The sequence below is a fragment of the Aliivibrio wodanis genome (assembly GCF_052920805.1).
Genome location: NZ_JBREXA010000002.1, coordinates 1498176 through 1515633 on the forward strand (window position 1 = coordinate 1498176; position 17458 = coordinate 1515633).

The window sequence follows — 17458 nt, forward strand, 5'->3', positions numbered from 1 at the left end:
ATGAGAGTATTTCCAGAACAGTTAGCTCAAAATTTAGAGCGTGGTTTACGACAATGTTATCTTTTATTTGGTAATGAGCCACTATTAAAACTAGAGTGTCTTGACCAAATTCGCCAATATAGTCAAAAACAGGGCTTTGATGAAAAACATCAATTTATCTTAGATAAACAACTTGATTGGGATCAGGTTTTTGATTGTACTCAATCACTTAGTCTATTTTCATCACGACAAGTACTTGAATTTAGCATCCCTGATACTGGATTAACAACGTCACATACCAATAAGATTAAAGAGCTAGTCCCAGCTCTTCACGATGATATTTTATTAGTATTTCAAGGCCCACGAGTCAATAAAAGCCAAGAAAACACGCAATGGTTTAAAGCATTAACCCAACTTGGATTATTTGTTCCTTGTAATACGCCAGACAACCAACAGTTGCCTCGCTTTATTCAAAATCGCTGTAAAAAACTGAAATTAAAGCCAGATAACGAAGCTGTACAAATGTTGGCCCAATGGCATGAAGGTAATTTGCTGGCTCTAGCTCAAAGTCTAGATAAATTAGCACTATTATATCCTGATGGGTTACTAACTTTAATTCGTATTGAAGAAGCATTAAACCGAAATAATCATTTCACCCCATTTCAGTTGGTGGATACGTTATTATTAGGTCAAGCAAAACGAGCACAGCGTGTTCTTCGCCAATTAGAAAGTGAAGGTATGGAAGTGGTTATTTTATTAAGAACACTGCAAAAAGAGTTCTTTTTATTACAAAACTTTCAGCAAGCAATTATTCAAGGTGAATCTATGTTTGTTGTTTTTGACCGTTATAAAGTATGGCAAAATCGCCGTCCTTTATATCAAGCGGCATTACAGCGTTTATCTATGGTACAAATACAGCGCTTAATTCGTTCATTAGCTCAAATGGAAATTGCGACAAAGACCGACTTTGATACTAATTGTTGGCCACTACTTAGCCAGTTGACATTAGATGCCTGTAATATTCACATTTCAGTGACACCCAACTTATCTCATTAAACTAAGTTCACTGGTATACTCTCTTACTACATTATTCATTTCTAGGTGATTACCTTGCAAGATAAAGAACTCCATGATTTTCTCTTCAACAACGTTGATGACATGAAAGCTGAAAACATCATAACGCTTGATGTTCGTGATAAATCAAGTATTACGGATTTTATGATCGTTTGTACTGGCACTTCTAAACGCCACGTTAGCTCTATTGCTCTTAATGTTTCAGATAAAGCAAAAGACGCTGATTTAATGTCTTATGGTATTGATGGTGAAGCAGAGGGTGAATGGGTTGTTGTCGACATGGGTAATGTAATGATTCATATTTTACAGCAAGAGTACCGTGATCTATACCAACTAGAAAAATTATGGGGCTAATGCAATGAAACTTCAATTAATTGCTGTTGGTACTAAAATGCCAAAATGGGTTGAAGAAGGCTATAAAGAATATAGTCGCCGATTCCCAAAAGACATGCCTCTTGAACTTATAGAGATCACCGCTGGTAAACGCGGTAAAAATGCAGATATTGCTCGAATTCTTCAAAAAGAAGGGGAAGCGATGCTTGCAGCTGTGCCAAAAGGCAACCGTATTGTAACTCTTGATATTCCAGGAAAGCGCTGGAATACGGAGCAACTGGCGGAACAATTAGAAGTATGGAAATTAGATGCCCGTGATGTATCTATATTGATTGGAGGTCCTGAAGGATTATCTCCAGCTTGTAAAGCTGCGGCTGAACAAAGTTGGTCTCTATCTCCTTTAACACTTCCTCACCCTCTTGTTCGTGTTGTTATGGCAGAAAGCCTATACCGAGCATGGAGCATTACTGCAAATCATCCTTACCACAGAGAATAAGAGTGATTAAACGCAAACGCACACAAATTCGTGATCATCATGCTGAAACGAGATTATTTGCTTCCCGTGCAATAGTCTCGTTTGCAGGTATCATTGTACTTATTAGTCTTCTACTAACTAATTTATACAATATTCAAATCAATGAATTTCAAGATTATAGAACACGCTCAAACGACAACCGCATAAAAATTGTACCTATCGCCCCAAATCGAGGGCTGATTTATGACCGTAATCGTTTACCTCTTGCAGAAAATCGTCCTGTTTTTAATTTAGAAATCAGCCCAGATAAAGTAGATAACTTACCTCTCTTATTAACAGAGTTACAAAGTATTTTACCAATCACACAAGAGAATATTGAAAATTTTAAAAAAGAACGCCGCCGTACTCGTCGTTTTAAATCTGTTCCAATTTTATCTCAACTCACTCAAGAACAAGTTGCCATTTTTTCGGTTAACCAACACAAATTCTCAGGAGTTGAGGTTAAAGCCTATCTAAAACGTTTTTATCCTTATGGAAAGACATTTACTCACGTACTTGGATATGTAGCTAAAATTAATGACCGTGATTTAGCCCGTTTAGCTCGAGAAGAGAAAGACGCTAATTATCAAGCCACACGCGACATCGGAAAGCTAGGAGTAGAGCGCTATTATGAAGACCTACTTCATGGCACTGCTGGATACCAAGAAGTTGAAGTCAATAGTCGCGGAAGAATTATACGTACATTAAAATACGTACCGCCTATCCCAGGAAAAGATATTGTTTTAAATTTAGATGTTAAATTACAACAATTTGTTGAAAAACAATTAGATAGCCGCCGTGGTTCAGCTATTGTACTTGAACCTAAAACCAGTGCTATTTTGGCTATGGTATCAAGCCCTAGTTATGACCCAAACCTATTTGTTCATGGTATTTCTAGTAAAAGCTATAATGCTTTGTTACAAGATCCTAATCGACCATTAGTAAATAGAAGTACGCTAGGTATCTATCCACCAGCCTCTACTGTTAAACCTTTTATTGCCGTTTCAGCTTTACAAGAAAAAATTGTCACCACAAAAACAACCAGAAATGACCCTGGTTATTGGCGCATTCCAAACTCCAAAACTAAACCATTTAGAGACTGGAAACGTTGGGGACATGGTTCTGTTAACTTAAAACAATCTATTGAAGAATCAGTAGATACTTTCTTCTATCAAATATCGTTTGATATGGGCATTGATACATTATCAAGCTGGATGATGAAGTTTGGTTTTGGTGACTATACAGGTATTGATATTTATGAAGAAAGCAAAGCAAATATGCCAACTCGAGAATGGAAAGTAGGCCGATTCCGAACCCCTTGGTATCAAGGCGACACTATACCAGTAGGCATTGGGCAAGGTTACTGGACAGCCACACCGTTACAAATCGCAAAAGCAACAGCGGTATTAACGAATCATGGTAAAGTTCAAGCCCCTCATTTATTAAAAACGATCATTGACGGTCAGCTTGAAACACCATTTGTACCTGATCCATATCCGCCGATAGAAGGCGTACGAGACAGTTACTGGCAATTAGCAATTGATGGAATGATTTTAGTAAACAATGGAAAAAAAGGAACAGCCAGAAGAGCTTTTGCTAAAACCCCTTATGTAAGTGCAGGGAAATCTGGAACTTCTCAAGTATTTGGTTTAAAAGAGAACCAAGAATATAAAGCAGATGAAATCGCAGAACACTTACGAGATCACGCTTTATTTACTGGATTTGCTCCTGCGAACGATCCAAAAGTCATTATATCTCTTGTATTAGAAAATGGCGGCGGTGGCTCAAGTCAAGGTGGTCCTATTGCGCGAAATGTATTTGACTATGTTCTATTGCCTGACAACACGAGTGAAAAATAATGAGAGTAGATATTGCATCCGGAAAAAACCGTGATTTATTCCATCGCATTCATTTAGATTTACCATTGTTGCTCGGTATTTTATTACTGATGGCCTGTGCTTTAGTTATTATGTACAGTGCCAGCGGCCAAAGTTTATTGATGATGGATAAACAAGCCATGCGTATGCTGCTTTCATTGGGGGTCATGCTGTTATTAGCACAAGTATCTCCTAGGGCTTATGAGGCAGCCGCCCCCTACTTATTTACCATAGGAATTGCTTTGCTGTTAGGAGTACTTTTTTTTGGTGAAGCATCTAAAGGGGCACAACGGTGGCTAAACCTTGGTTTTGTTCGCTTTCAACCCTCAGAGCTTATTAAACTTGCCGTACCACTTATGGTTGCTCGTTATATTGGTAATAAAGCACTTCCACCAACAATAAGAACGTTGTTTATCGCGCTGTTAATGGTTTTAATTCCTACTATCATGATTGCAAAACAACCCGATCTCGGTACCTCTATTTTGATTGCTGCTTCTGGTGTTTTCGTTATTTTCTTAGCAGGAATAAGTTGGAAAATCATCTGTGCTGCCACTATAGCCGTAGGAGGGTTCATCCCCATTTTATGGTTTTTCTTAATGCGCCCTTATCAAAAGGTGAGAGTTCAAACCTTATTTAATCCCGAATCTGATCCTCTAGGTGCTGGTTATCATATTATTCAGTCTAAAATTGCCATCGGCTCTGGTGGTTTATTAGGTAAGGGTTGGTTGCATGGAACACAGTCTCAATTAGAATTTATTCCTGAGCGTCATACTGATTTTATTTTTGCAGTTATCGCTGAAGAGTGGGGGCTAATTGGTGTTATTGCTTTGTTGTCCATTTACCTATTTATTATTGGTCGAGGCTTATTCTTAGCTGGCCAAGCGCAAACTGCTTTTGGTCGAATGATGGGGGGGAGTATTGTATTAAGTTTCTTTGTTTACATTTTTGTCAATATAGGAATGGTAAGTGGTATTCTTCCCGTTGTAGGTGTTCCCCTTCCTCTGGTCAGTTACGGTGGTACATCTATGGTTACTCTAATGGCAGGTTTTTGGCATCCTCATGTCAATCCATACCCATAAAAAAGTACACTCAAAGGCAAATTAATGCGTATTATTTTTCTTGTCATGTCATTATTCTTGATTGGTTGTACCTCTAAACCAGTCAAGGATACTCAAGATCAACCAAATGCAGGTAGATACCATATTAATAACGATATTGCGCCTAATAGCCCTATATCCATCGAGCATATAGAAGATGCTCATCCTCGGTATGAACCTAAAAGCCTCTATGGTAATAAAGATTATACGTTACTAAGTAAAAACTACTCTATCGTTAAAGATCCTAAAGGTTTTAGCCAAGAAGGAATTAGTTCTTGGTATGGTAATAAATTTCATGGACATAAAACATCCAATGGTGAAGTGTATGATATGTATTCAATGAGTGCAGCCCACAAAACACTTCCAATACCAAGCTATGTTAAAGTCACCAATAAGGACAATGGTAGAGCCGCTATTGTTCGAGTTAATGACAGAGGCCCGTTTCATGAAGGGCGCATTATTGATTTAAGCTTTGCAGCAGCAACCAAATTAGATGTAATAAGAACAGGCACTGCCAATGTTAACGTTGAGTACATCGCAATTGAAAAACCTAAAAACATACAGAATTGGCATGCAATTGATCCCAATCAATATCATATTCAAATGGTTGCTTTAAATACTCAAGAAAGAGCAAATTCAGCAGCCCTAGCATTACAAAAGCAATTTAATGCACCAACAAATATCATGAAATCAAAGACTATTTACCGTGTTCGTTTAGGCCCATTTGTTGATAGAGATATAGCTAATGACCTGTTAATAAAAGCAAAAAGTGATAAATATCCTTCCGCATTTATTATACAAGAATCAAAAAATAACATTTCCAATGTCAAGGTTAAGTGAATATTGTAACGGAATATCACCCCTTATTTAGATAATAAAGATTCACAGAACTAATAGATAATTTAATTGTCTATATTTAACAATAAGATAGGCTTTTATAAAGATTCAGTGTCATGCATTTTTATTAACCTTCTTTTCATAGAAAATCAGTTATTTAATTACGCATCTGGTTATGAGATTCAAATCTGCTATTATATATCCAGTTTCACTACCTCACAGTGTAAAAGTTATTATTATGAAAAATTCAGCAAAACAGTTAAAACGAATCATCTTATCGAGCTGTATTCTTGGCTCTACTGTTGCAGTCGCTGCACCAGCCGTTATCCCTAATGCGCCTCAAATTGCCGCAAAGGGTTACGTTCTTATGGATTACCATTCTGGAAAAGTTCTTGCTGAAAACAACATGAACGAACGAATGAATCCAGCAAGTTTAACTAAAATGATGACGAGCTATGTTATCGGACAAGAAATTGAGAGTGGTAATATCTCAATGGATGACGATGTCGTTATCAGTAAAAATGCCTGGGCGAAAAACTTCCCTGGTTCATCAAAAATGTTCATTGAAGTTGGTAGTATCGTTAAAGTTCGCGAACTAAATAAAGGTATCATCGTTCAATCAGGTAATGACGCTTGTGTTGCAATGGCTGAGCATGTCGCAGGCTCTGAAGACGCTTTTGTTGATCTAATGAATGCTTGGGGTAGAACACTTAAACTAGATAACACACATTTTGGCAATGTTCATGGCTTAGATAGTAATGACCTTTACTCCACTCCATATGATATGGCTTTGATTGGCCAAGCGTTAATCCGCGATGTACCTGAAGAGTACCGTGTATATTCTGAAAAATCATTTACCTATAATGGTATTACCCAATACAACCGTAATGGTCTGTTATGGGATAAAAGCATGAACGTTGATGGCATTAAAACAGGCCATACTGACGGGGCTGGTTATAACCTAGTAAGCTCAGCAACTGAAGGAAAAATGCGTTTAGTTGCCGTAGTTATGGGTACTAAGTCTGGTAATGCTCGTAAAGCTGAAAGTAAGAAGTTACTTAACTATGGCTTCCGATTCTTCGAAACAGTTTCTCCACATAAAGCAAATGAAACCTTCGTTACTGAAAAAGTATGGATGGGTAGCACTGATGAAGTTGCTCTAGGTGTTGCTGAAGACACTTATGTTACTTTACCTCGCGGTCAAGCGAAAAAGATGACAGCAAGCTTTGTTCTAGAAAAAACACTAGAAGCACCAATTTATAAAGGTGATGTTGTCGGTAAGCTATTCTACCAAGCCGACGGTGAAGACATTGCTGAATACCCACTTCTTGCATTAAATGATGTCGAAGAAGGTGGTATTTTTAGCCGTCTAATCGATTACATCGTATTAATGTTTAAAGGCTGGTTAAGCTAATAATTAGCTAATTAATTGATTAAAGGCGGCTTCGGTCGCCTTTTTAATTTCCCTTGTTATCTGACTTAGGTCACAGTAAAATTCCCTTCTATTATTTATCACTTTCGACTGGAGACGGTTATGCAAGAGCAACCAAAGCTAAAAGATCTTCTAGAATTCCCGTGTAAATTTACTTATAAAGCCGTTGGCCTTGCTCAAGAACAGTTGCCTGAACTTGTACTTGAAGTGATTCAACGTCACGCTCCTGGAGATTACACTCCTACAGTAAAAGCGAGCGGAAAAGGTAACTACCACTCGGTTTCTGTTAGTATTACAGCGACATCAATTGAGCAAGTTGAAACTCTCTACAAAGAACTAGCAGACATCGATATTGTTCGCATGGTTTTATAGTTCTTTAGTGAGCACTATTTAGTTATAAATAGTGCTCGTCTTCTATAATTTTTGATATACCCCTACATTTCTTATCTATTCCTTCCTTTCTATCCTTGCTATCATTGGCCTAAATTTTCAAATCAAGTGTGATCCTATTGAACAAGCGTCTAGTAGTTAAAAACCTTGGCCGACAAGATTATGAGCCGGTGTGGAAAGCAATGCATACCTTTACTGATGAGCGCGATGAAAATACGTGTGATGAAGTATGGTTGGTAGAACATAATCCTGTATTTACTCAAGGGCAGGCAGGTAAAGAAGAGCACGTTCTTGCAGCTGGTGATATCCCGATAGTAAAAAGTGATCGCGGTGGGCAAGTTACCTACCATGGACCAGGTCAACTAGTCGCTTATGTGTTAATCAACTTACGTCGTAAGAATATCGGTGTTCGTGAATTAGTCACTCACATTGAAAATACAGTGGTTAATACTTTACACCAATTTAGTATTGAATCAGCAGCACGACCTGATGCTCCGGGTGTGTATGTCGATAATAAGAAAATCTGTTCTCTTGGTTTACGTATCCGCAAAGGATGCTCATTCCACGGACTAGCACTAAATATAAATATGGATTTATCTCCTTTCCTTCGTATTAACCCTTGCGGTTATGCTGGGATGGAAATGATACAATTGCACGATTTAGTCAAAGAAAACGATGAAGTAAAGAACAAAGCAGAACACGTTGAAGATGTTCATCCTCTACTCATTAAAGAATTAACAACGTTACTTGATTACACTGATATCGAGTACATAATGGAAAGCAGCGATCATGAGTAAGCCAATTCAAATGGAAAAAGGCGTGAAATACCGCGATGCCGATAAAATGGCTCTAATTCCAGTTAAAAATATGCCAACAGAAAAAAAAGAAGTATTACGTAAGCCTGAGTGGATGAAAATAAAACTTCCATCAAGCAGTAAGCGTATTGATGAAATTAAATCAGCAATGCGTAAAAACAACCTTAACTCTGTATGTGAAGAAGCCTCTTGCCCGAATTTAGCAGAATGTTTTAATCACGGTACTGCTACCTTTATGATCTTAGGCGCAATTTGTACTCGTCGTTGCCCTTTCTGTGACGTTGCTCATGGACGCCCTGTTACCCCTGAATCAGAAGAGCCAAAAAAACTGGCAAAAACGATTCAAGATATGAAACTGAAATACGTCGTGATTACCTCTGTCGATCGTGATGATTTACGTGATGGTGGTGCACAACACTTTGCTGATTGTAACCGTGAAATTCGTGAATTAAACCCAGAGATCCGTATTGAAACGCTAGTGCCTGATTTCCGTGGCCGTATGGACCGCGCATTAGACGCTATGCACGGCAATCCACCGGATGTGTTTAACCACAACCTAGAAACAGCGCCGCGCTTATACCGTAAAGTTCGACCTGGGGCTAATTATCAATGGTCATTAGATCTACTTAAGAAATTTAAAGAACAGCACCCTACAGTACCAACTAAGTCTGGTGTAATGATGGGATTAGGTGAAACTAAAGAAGAGATCGTCCAAGTATTAAAAGACTTGCGTGCTCACGGCGTGACAATGCTAACTCTAGGTCAATATTTAGCACCAAGTCGTCATCACCTTCCTGTTGAACGCTACGTTCCACCTGCTGAGTTTGATGAGCTAAAAGAGATTGCTCTTGAGCTTGGCTTTTCTCATGCGGCTTGTGGTCCATTTGTTCGTTCTTCTTACCATGCAGATCTTCAAGCAAAAGGCGAAGAAGTTAAGTAATTCAGGATTCAGGATTCAGGATTCAGGAAATAAAAAAAGGTTGACGTTTTAGCGTCAACCTTTTTGTTTATCTGCTAGAAGCTAATTCAGGAGTGATTAACTACGGATTAGGTAATCGGCTTTACCTACCCATTTATAACTTGTTAACTCTTCTAAGCCCATTGGTCCACGAGCGTGAAGCTTCTGGGTTGATACAGCAACTTCTGCACCTAAACCAAATTGAGCGCCATCAGTGAAGCGTGTTGATGCATTCACATAGACAGCAGCAGATCCCGCCGTATTAATGAACTTCTCAGCAGATTCGATATTATTGGTTAAGATAGTATCTGAATGACTCGCGTTATGCTTTTGCATATGAGCAGCCGCTTCATTAACATCAGCGACGACTTTTACACCTAACGTATAACTTAACCATTCAGTATCAAAATCGCCTTCTTGAGCTTCACGTAACGACACACCGTCAAACTCTTTTAATAGTGCATAAGCTTTAGGCTCAGCAACTAATTCAACACGACCAGCCATGTTATCCGCAAGTAATGCTAAAAATTGTAGTGCGACTGCTTCATGAACCAGTAACGTATCTAATGCATTACATGCTGATGGACGTTGTGCTTTTGAATTATCTACAACCGCTAATGCTCTTTCCAAATCAGCACTATCATCAACAAACGCATGGCTAATACCAAAACCACCAATGATCACTGGAATTGAGCTATTTTCTTTACACATTTTATGTAAGCCAGCGCCACCACGTGGAATGATCATATCTACATAATCATCAAGAGTAAGCAGTTGAGAAACTAACTCACGATCAGGCTTTTCGATATATTGCACAGACGCCGCTGGTAGTCCTGCTTTTTCAAGCGCAACTTGAATAACCTTAACCAACTCCATATTAGAGAAGAAGGTTTCTTTACCACCGCGTAAAATGCTCGCATTACCTGTTTTTAAACATAATGAGGCAATATCAATAGTCACATTTGGACGCGCTTCGTAAATAACGCCAATCACACCAATTGGCACGCGACGACGAGATAAAAACATCCCATTTTCTAATACTTTACTATCGATTTCGCTACCAACAGGATCATTTAAATTAATCACATTACGAACATCGTTAGCAATGCCAACTAAACGTTCTTCTGTTAGTAGTAATCTGTCTTGCATTGCTTCTGAGATGCCCGCTTCTACTGCCGCTTTAATATCTTTTGCATTTGCAGCAAGAATCGCCTCTTTATTTGCTTCAAGCTCATCAGCAATAATAGCAAGCGCCCTGTTCTTTTGTGCTGTTGGAGCAACAGCCAAGTCAAATGCAGCCGCTTTTGCTGCCTGACCCATAGTTGTTAAATTCACAATATATCCCTTTACTAAATCAGTACTAAATCATCACGATGGATAGCTACAGGCCCATATTCGTAGCCTAATACTGCGTAAATATCCAAACTGTGCTTTCCTAAAATTTTACTTAAATCATCACTTGAATAGCGTGAGATACCACGAGCAATCAACTCGCCGTTTGTATTTACAATCTTAGCAACACCACCACGAACAAAATGACCCGCAACTTCAGTAATACCCTTACTCAATAAGCTACTACCTTTCTGTTGAACTGCGTTAACGGCACCATCATCAATGACAATGTGCCCATTAGTCGCAGGCCCAGCTAAAATCCAGCGCTTACGGCTCTCAAGTGCGCATTCAACTGGTAAGAACTTAGTTCCTTGTGGTTTTGAGTGTATAACATCACTGATTACGTTTTCGGCACTACCTGCTGCGATAACAACTTCTATACCAGCGCGGCGAGCAATATCTGCCGCTTGCAGTTTCGTTGCCATACCACCAGTACCTAGCGTTGTTCCGCTACCACCGGCAATTTTTCGTAATGTTTCATCAATCGTATGAACTTCTTTAATCAACTCTGCTTTAGGATCTTTTCGTGGATCAGCCGTAAATAATCCCGACTGATCTGTTAATAATAACAGCTTATCTGCTCCGGCAAGAATTCCGACTAGTGCTGATAAATTATCATTATCGCCCACTTTAATTTCATTGGTTGCTACTGCATCATTCTCATTAACAATAGGCACAATGTTATTTTTAAGCAAAGCCGTTAGCATATCTCGCGCATTTAAGTAACGTTCACGATCGTCTAAATCTGCGCGTGTCAGTAACATTTGACCGACATCAACACCATAGATGCCGAATAAACTCTGCCATGCTTGAATTAAGCAGCTTTGACCAACAGCAGCAAGTAACTGCTTATTGGCCATAGTTTTGGGTAGTTCGGGGTAGTTAAGATGTTCACGACCAGCAGCAATCGCTCCAGATGTAACAACAATAACTTGGTGGCCTAACTTTTTCAGATGCACACATTGGCGAACAAGTTCAACCATATGGGCTCTATCAAGTTTTAATGTGCCACCGGTGAGTACACTTGTACCAAGTTTAACGACTATGGTTTGAGATTGTGTATTCAATTCCCTACTACCTATTTATTAACTAATAATGTTTTAAATTACGATTTTTGTTCGTCGTAATAATAATGGAAAAACTGCCCTATTTTTAGCAAGCAAATCAGAACAGTACAAGCTTAAAATAGCATTTAATAACATTTCACTTTAATAAGATGAATTTAAAGTCAGATTATTGTTTCATTTCTTCTTTTATCCATTCAATCATCTGGTTTAGTGCTTCCTCATAGCCACTATATAAAGTCTTAGCATTCAATTCGACACCTTTACCATACTGACTAAACAAAGCGGCCAATTTGTTATCTGACTTAGGGGATACAGGATCCCCTTTTAAGCCAATAGAAAGAATAGAAACCGACGTTTTTCTTCCTCCAGAAAGAAAGCCTTGGTTTTTCAAAGACCATGCTTGCATCTGGCTTGTTAAACTATTGATATCAACAACCTGTTTTGCTAATCGGGAGGCCAATACATCTAAATACATCTTTGGCATCTTCTTCAGCTTAGTCGGTTCAGATAGAATATTATGTATTGGTGCGCCCAATGCCACACATGCTTTTAATCTACTAGATTCTAAAAAAGAGAGACGTAAAGCCACATTTCCACCAAAACGAAAACCCATAACAGCGGCATGAAAGCGGTCAACCCATGGAATACTTGGTAAATGGTTCAAGACGGCTTGATGCAAACAACTAGAGTCTTCCGTTAATGGCCAATGAGAACTGTGACCAATTGATGGCATATCAAGAGTCAGCATAGCTATATTATTTGGCGCAAGAAAATCACGATACAGTCGCCACATATCTGTTTGTAATGAATCCATTCCACCACTGACAATAACAACTGGTAATGGTTTTTCTGTACTTGGTAAGTGTAAATAACAAGTAATTTTCTTTCCTTCATAAGGCACGAGGATCTTCTCTATTCGATGAGAAGTTTCTTTTGCTGCCATGTCATAAGCCTGATTTGCAAGAACCTGTGCTTGAGTTGCCAAATTATCCCCTTTAATGTGCGGATAACCTGCAATACTAAAGTACAAACTTGCTTTAAAGAAAGCCTCAGCGGCTTCATCACCCTCTAGTTCTGATGCTTGCTTTTGATGTTCCATTCCAACATGGATCCACTCATAAGCCCAATTTCCAGAATGATAGCCACTTACAGTATCGAGCCATTCATCACGGCTACGATTTTTGTCACTACTGGCGATACGAGCAAGAATTGACTCTAATTCGATAGGCTCAACACCTTGCCAAATCCATTGAGGGCGACGAAGTTCACGATACCAACGTCGGTCATCATCATTAGAGGACATTTGTTCCACACTACTTGGAAGATAAGGAACAAGACCTGACGTCTCTAGGGCTTGTTTTTGATTTTTAAATAATTTAACAGAGAGGTTTTCACTTTCAGGCTGAGTCATTCCAAACACCAGTAATACAAAGGTTGATGGCTATTACTATATACTGAAAGGCAAATAAGAAATACGCAGAGCGCAATAAAATCAAATTCAAGGCAAAAAAAATGACCCTACTAAGAGAGTCATTTTTATCAATTTGATTTAAATTATTTTTTACAAATAGGATCTACGTATGTTACCGCCATATCCCATGGTTGTTCAATCCACGTATCTTGTGGAATATCAACAACATATGCATCAACTAAATGAATACCTGCTGGTTTAGCACATACTGTCACTAATTTACCTTTAGGGTACATTTCACGTAGCTTAACCGCAGTATCGCCGCTATCAACAAGGTCATCAATGATGATAAAACCTTCACCATCACCTTCCATTGCTTTAACAACCGTCATATCACGCTGGTGATCATGATCGTAGCTTGAAATACAAACTGTATCAACATAACGAATATTCAACTCACGAGCTAAAATCGCAGCAGGCACTAAACCGCCACGGCTCACAGCCAAAATACCTTTCCATTGCTCGGCAGGAAGTAACTGTTCAGCAAGCTGACGAGTATACATCTGCATGTTATCCCAAGTGATTACAAATTTGTTAGCCATAATAGACAAAACCTCTAAAAAGCATAGCCAGTAGTGACTACGCCGTAAAAATAAATTTCAGCGTGAATAGTGCAGCAAGAACCCAAACACTGATATGAACGTCACGACCTTTCCCGCTTAACAATTTAATTGCAGCATAAGAGATAAAGCCTAACGAAATACCATCAGCAATAGAGAAGGTTAAAGGCATAAGTAAGCATACCACAACAACAGGGGCTGCTTCAGTAAGATCTCGCCAATCTATACTCACAAGACCAGACATCATTAAAATTGCTACATAAAACAGTGCGCCAGCCGTTGCATAGGCAGGAACCATTCCCGCTAAAGGAGAGAAAAATAAAGCAAGAAGAAATAATACACCCACAACAACAGCCGTTAAACCAGTGCGACCACCTGCTGCAACACCTGATACACTTTCAATATAAGATGTTGTATTTGATGTTCCTAATAATGCACCAACAGATGTGGCTGTAGAATCGGCTAAAAGAGCGCGGTTCAAACGTGGAATTTTACCATCCTCCCCCATTATACCTGCACGCTGAGAAACACCAACTAATGTGCCCGCAGTATCAAATAGATCAACAAATAAGAAAGCAAAAACAACCGTCAGCATACTTAGTTCAAATGCATTAGAGAAATCTAATTGCATAAAAGTAGGTGCAATGCTTGGCGGTATCGACATAATACCGGCATATTGAACTTCACCAAATAATACCGCTAAAACCGTTACCGCAATAATAGCTAACATTACCGCTGCTTTATATCCACGATGAACTAAAGCAATAGTTAAAAAGAAACCGATAGCACCCATTACCGCAGGGAAACTAGTGATATTACCCATTGATACTAATGTTGCAGGGTTATCAACGACAATGCCTGCATTTTTCAGTGCGATAAATGCAAGAAATAAACCGATGCCCGCAGAGATACCCGTTCTTAATGAAAGAGGAATTGAATCGATAATCCATTCACGTACTTTGAAAATGCTTAAGAAAATAAAAAGTACACCTGACATAAATACAGCAGCTAAAGCAACTTGCCATGTATGACCCATACCTAAAACAACGGTATAAGTGAAGAAAGCATTTAACCCCATCCCTGGCGCTTGAGCGATTGGGAAGTTAGCAACGAACCCCATAATGAAACAACCGATTGCCGCTGCAATACACGTTGCAACAAACACAGCGCCTCTGTCCATTCCTGCATCCGCTAAGATAGCCGGGTTAACAAAAATAATATAAGCCATGGTTAAGAAGGTGGTTAAGCCTGCAATGACCTCAGTACGAAAGTTCGTACCGTTTTCTTTTAGTTGGAACATTTTCTCAAGCATTAGGGGTATTCCTAGTCTATTTTATGCAATCTAAACGTTTGCGTAATCGATTGGCTGAGGATTATAAAGAGGAATTATAGGAATTTCTAGCGATAGTTACCCTTTTAATGAGCTAATAATAAATAAAGTCAATACTCTAATTTATAAAGCAGAGTGTTTTCAATATTAATCAATTAGTTAAAGATAAAGATAACAAGTGAGGTAAGCGTCGAATTTATTTCAGACAAAAAAAACGCCACCCAAATGATTTGGATGGCGGAGAATTAAGTCACCCGTATTTGGGTAAAATAGAATTCCAACTATAGGGGTATTACTTTAACGTATAAAACCGAAGTTTTATTAGTAACCAAAGCAAGCTGGGTATACAAATTGGTTTGTATAAATAGAGCGTTGGTTCCAGAATTTAGAAGAACTTAAAGACATAACATCACCTTATCAATTGACAGTTAAAAACAAAATAATTGATCTCAGTTCCTTGGAGGCGATAAATCGGACTCATCCTTTGAGCATTTACTTTTTGCTGTAGCAGCAGATGGAGTAACTATACCACCATGAAATTTAATTACAACAAAAACATGACGCAGCTCACATAAATTTAATTACCCCTGCTTATTCACCTAAGTTTTGTAATTTTATTACTTTATCGTTTGCTATTTAAAAAATGGACCTGTATCTCATTTCTATTCATAAAATTTGATATGGTATTTACGATATCAAACAGAGTAATTCGCTAGATTCATAGGTATACTTGTTTTAATTAACACCCAATAACTCAAATAAATAGAGCATTCCTAAATAAATAATGTTCTCAAAAGGAGATTCTTGTGTCTGAGATCCGTCAACTTACCCCTCAACCTCTTTGGCAGTTTTTCGATAAAATTTGCTCTATCCCTCACCCTTCTAAACATGAAGAAGCATTAGCTCAATACATCATTGAATGGGCAACAAGTGAAGGACTAGAGGTTCGCCGTGATCCTACTGGTAATGTATTTATTAAAAAGCCAGCAACTGCAGGCATGGAAGATCGTAAAGGGGTTGTTCTTCAAGCTCACATCGATATGGTCCCACAAAAGAATGAAGACACGGATCATGACTTTACAAAAGATCCAATCCAGCCATACATTGATGGCGAGTGGGTAACCGCTAAAGGAACCACTCTTGGCGCTGATAACGGTATGGGTATGGCTTCTTGTCTTGCTGTATTGGCATCAAATGAGATCAAGCACGGTCCTCTTGAAGTTTTACTGACTATCGATGAAGAAGCTGGTATGACTGGCGCTTTTGGTTTAGAAGCGGGTTGGTTAGAAGGTGATATCCTTTTAAACACAGATTCTGAGCAAGAAGGTGAGATCTACATGGGTTGTGCTGGTGGTGCTGATGGTGCTATCAAACTGAATATCGAACGTGAAGCATTACCAACAGGTTATGTTACTCGTCAAATTACCTTAAAAGGCCTAAAAGGCGGTCACTCTGGCTGTGATATTCACACAGGTCGTGGTAATGCAAACAAACTATTAGGGCGTTTCCTTGCTGGTCATGCTGCTGAGCTTGATTTACGTCTTGTTGAATTCCGTGGTGGTAGTTTACGTAATGCAATTCCTCGTGAAGCGTTTGCAACTGTTGCCGTTCCTGCTGATAACGAAGCAAAACTTGCCGAACTATTCACGTTTTATACTGATTTACTAAAAGCTGAACTAGGCCGAGTAGAAACAGGTATCGTGACCTTCAATGAAGCGGTTTCTGCAGATAAAGCCTTAACATCGTCGACTCAAGCACGCTTTATTGCAACATTGAATGCGTGTCCAAACGGTGTGATCCGTATGAGTGATGATATTGAAGGTGTGGTTGAAACGTCTTTGAATGTTGGTGTTATTACGACAGATGAAGATTCTATTACTATTCTTTGTCTTATCCGTTCACTAATGGATTCGGGTCGTAGTATGGTTGAGGGTATGCTTTCTTCTGTTGCTGAATTAGCAGGCGCACAAGTCACCTTCTCTGGTACTTACCCTGGTTGGAAGCCTGATGCTGATTCTGAAATCATGCATGTTTTCCGTGATGTTTATGAAGGTATCTACGGAAATAAACCAAATATTATGGTTATTCACGCAGGTCTTGAATGTGGTCTATTTAAGAAGCCTTACCCAGAAATGGATATGATTTCATTCGGTCCAACAATCAAATTCCCTCACTCTCCAGATGAGAAAGTGAAAATTGACACCGTTGCTCTTTATTGGGAGCAAATGGTTGCTATCTTAGAGAACATTCCTAAGAAATAATCCATTACTTGTTAATAAAAAAACGGTCAGCATATGCTGACCGTTTTTATTTATATCAATACAATAATACC

16 protein-coding genes and 1 pseudogene are annotated in these 17458 nt (G+C 38.8%); 11 read left to right on the forward strand and 6 right to left on the reverse strand.

The features are described from left to right. From holA to lipA, 10 genes and pseudogenes are all read left to right on the forward strand, one after another. Window positions 1–1035, forward strand: coding sequence for a DNA polymerase III subunit delta (gene holA, locus ACU5DF_RS14805; protein ID WP_045101497.1), 1035 nt, complete (start codon window positions 1–3; stop codon window positions 1033–1035). 54 nt (window positions 1036–1089) lie between these two features. Beyond that, a complete protein-coding gene (gene rsfS / locus ACU5DF_RS14810; RefSeq protein WP_045101496.1) occupies window positions 1090–1407 on the forward strand; it encodes a ribosome silencing factor in 318 nt (105 codons plus the stop codon). Window positions 1408–1411: 4 nt separating this feature from the next. Next, window positions 1412–1882 carry a 23S rRNA (pseudouridine(1915)-N(3))-methyltransferase RlmH gene (gene rlmH, locus ACU5DF_RS14815; RefSeq protein ID WP_446713406.1) on the forward strand — a complete coding sequence of 157 codons (471 nt, stop codon included), beginning with the start codon at window positions 1412–1414 and terminating at the stop codon, window positions 1880–1882. A gap of 5 nt (window positions 1883–1887) precedes the next feature. Further along, window positions 1888–3759: a penicillin-binding protein 2 gene (gene mrdA, locus ACU5DF_RS14820; protein ID WP_446714251.1), complete on the forward strand. Its 1872-nt coding sequence runs from the start codon at window positions 1888–1890 to the stop codon at window positions 3757–3759. After that, a pseudogene (rodA, locus tag ACU5DF_RS14825) lies at window positions 3759–4881 on the forward strand (rod shape-determining protein RodA). Before mrdA ends, rodA begins: the two are co-directional and overlap by 1 nt. Next, a complete protein-coding gene (locus tag ACU5DF_RS14830) occupies window positions 4881–5714 on the forward strand; it encodes a septal ring lytic transglycosylase RlpA family protein (protein WP_446713407.1) in 834 nt (277 codons plus the stop codon). Before rodA ends, ACU5DF_RS14830 begins: the two are co-directional and overlap by 1 nt. Window positions 5715–5949: 235 nt before the next feature. Further along, window positions 5950–7125, forward strand: a complete 1176-nt coding sequence (locus ACU5DF_RS14835; protein WP_045101491.1) for a serine hydrolase — start codon at window positions 5950–5952, stop codon at window positions 7123–7125. A gap of 120 nt (window positions 7126–7245) precedes the next feature. Further along, window positions 7246–7515, forward strand: coding sequence for a DUF493 family protein YbeD (ybeD, locus tag ACU5DF_RS14840; RefSeq protein WP_045101490.1), 270 nt, complete (start codon window positions 7246–7248; stop codon window positions 7513–7515). A 137-nt stretch (window positions 7516–7652) separates the two neighbouring features. Beyond that, complete coding sequence (gene lipB, locus ACU5DF_RS14845; protein ID WP_099047704.1) at window positions 7653–8330, forward strand: lipoyl(octanoyl) transferase LipB; 678 nt, start codon at window positions 7653–7655, stop codon at window positions 8328–8330. Continuing rightward, window positions 8323–9288, forward strand: a complete 966-nt coding sequence (gene lipA / locus ACU5DF_RS14850) for a lipoyl synthase (protein WP_045101488.1) — start codon at window positions 8323–8325, stop codon at window positions 9286–9288. Before lipB ends, lipA begins: the two co-directional genes overlap by 8 nt. Window positions 9289–9384: 96 nt before the next feature. Here lipA and ACU5DF_RS14855 read toward each other — a convergent pair whose 3' ends face one another. The 6 genes from ACU5DF_RS14855 to vcdP form a co-directional block, all read right to left on the reverse strand. Next, the gene (locus tag ACU5DF_RS14855) at window positions 9385–10641 is read right to left on the reverse strand and encodes a glutamate-5-semialdehyde dehydrogenase (protein ID WP_446713408.1); all 1257 of its coding nucleotides are present in this window, start codon (window positions 10639–10641) and stop codon (window positions 9385–9387) included. 14 nt (window positions 10642–10655) lie between these two features. Further along, the gene (gene proB, locus ACU5DF_RS14860; RefSeq protein WP_080889780.1) at window positions 10656–11765 is read right to left on the reverse strand and encodes a glutamate 5-kinase; all 1110 of its coding nucleotides are present in this window, start codon (window positions 11763–11765) and stop codon (window positions 10656–10658) included. Window positions 11766–11931: 166 nt separating this feature from the next. Then, window positions 11932–13176, reverse strand: coding sequence for an esterase FrsA (gene frsA, locus ACU5DF_RS14865; RefSeq protein WP_446713409.1), 1245 nt, complete (start codon window positions 13174–13176; stop codon window positions 11932–11934). A gap of 143 nt (window positions 13177–13319) precedes the next feature. Next, complete coding sequence (gene gpt / locus ACU5DF_RS14870; protein ID WP_045101484.1) at window positions 13320–13778, reverse strand: xanthine phosphoribosyltransferase; 459 nt, start codon at window positions 13776–13778, stop codon at window positions 13320–13322. A gap of 37 nt (window positions 13779–13815) precedes the next feature. Further along, on the reverse strand, window positions 13816–15108 hold the full coding sequence (locus tag ACU5DF_RS14875; protein WP_446713410.1) for an NCS2 family permease: 1293 nt from the start codon (window positions 15106–15108) through the stop codon (window positions 13816–13818). A gap of 339 nt (window positions 15109–15447) precedes the next feature. Continuing rightward, window positions 15448–15531, reverse strand: coding sequence for a small protein VcdP (gene vcdP, locus ACU5DF_RS23905; RefSeq protein ID WP_512700524.1), 84 nt, complete (start codon window positions 15529–15531; stop codon window positions 15448–15450). Window positions 15532–15932: 401 nt separating this feature from the next. Between vcdP and ACU5DF_RS14880 the strand changes: the two genes are divergently transcribed. Beyond that, window positions 15933–17387 carry an aminoacyl-histidine dipeptidase gene (locus ACU5DF_RS14880; RefSeq protein ID WP_446713411.1) on the forward strand — a complete coding sequence of 485 codons (1455 nt, stop codon included), beginning with the start codon at window positions 15933–15935 and terminating at the stop codon, window positions 17385–17387. Window positions 17388–17458 lie beyond the last annotated feature (71 nt).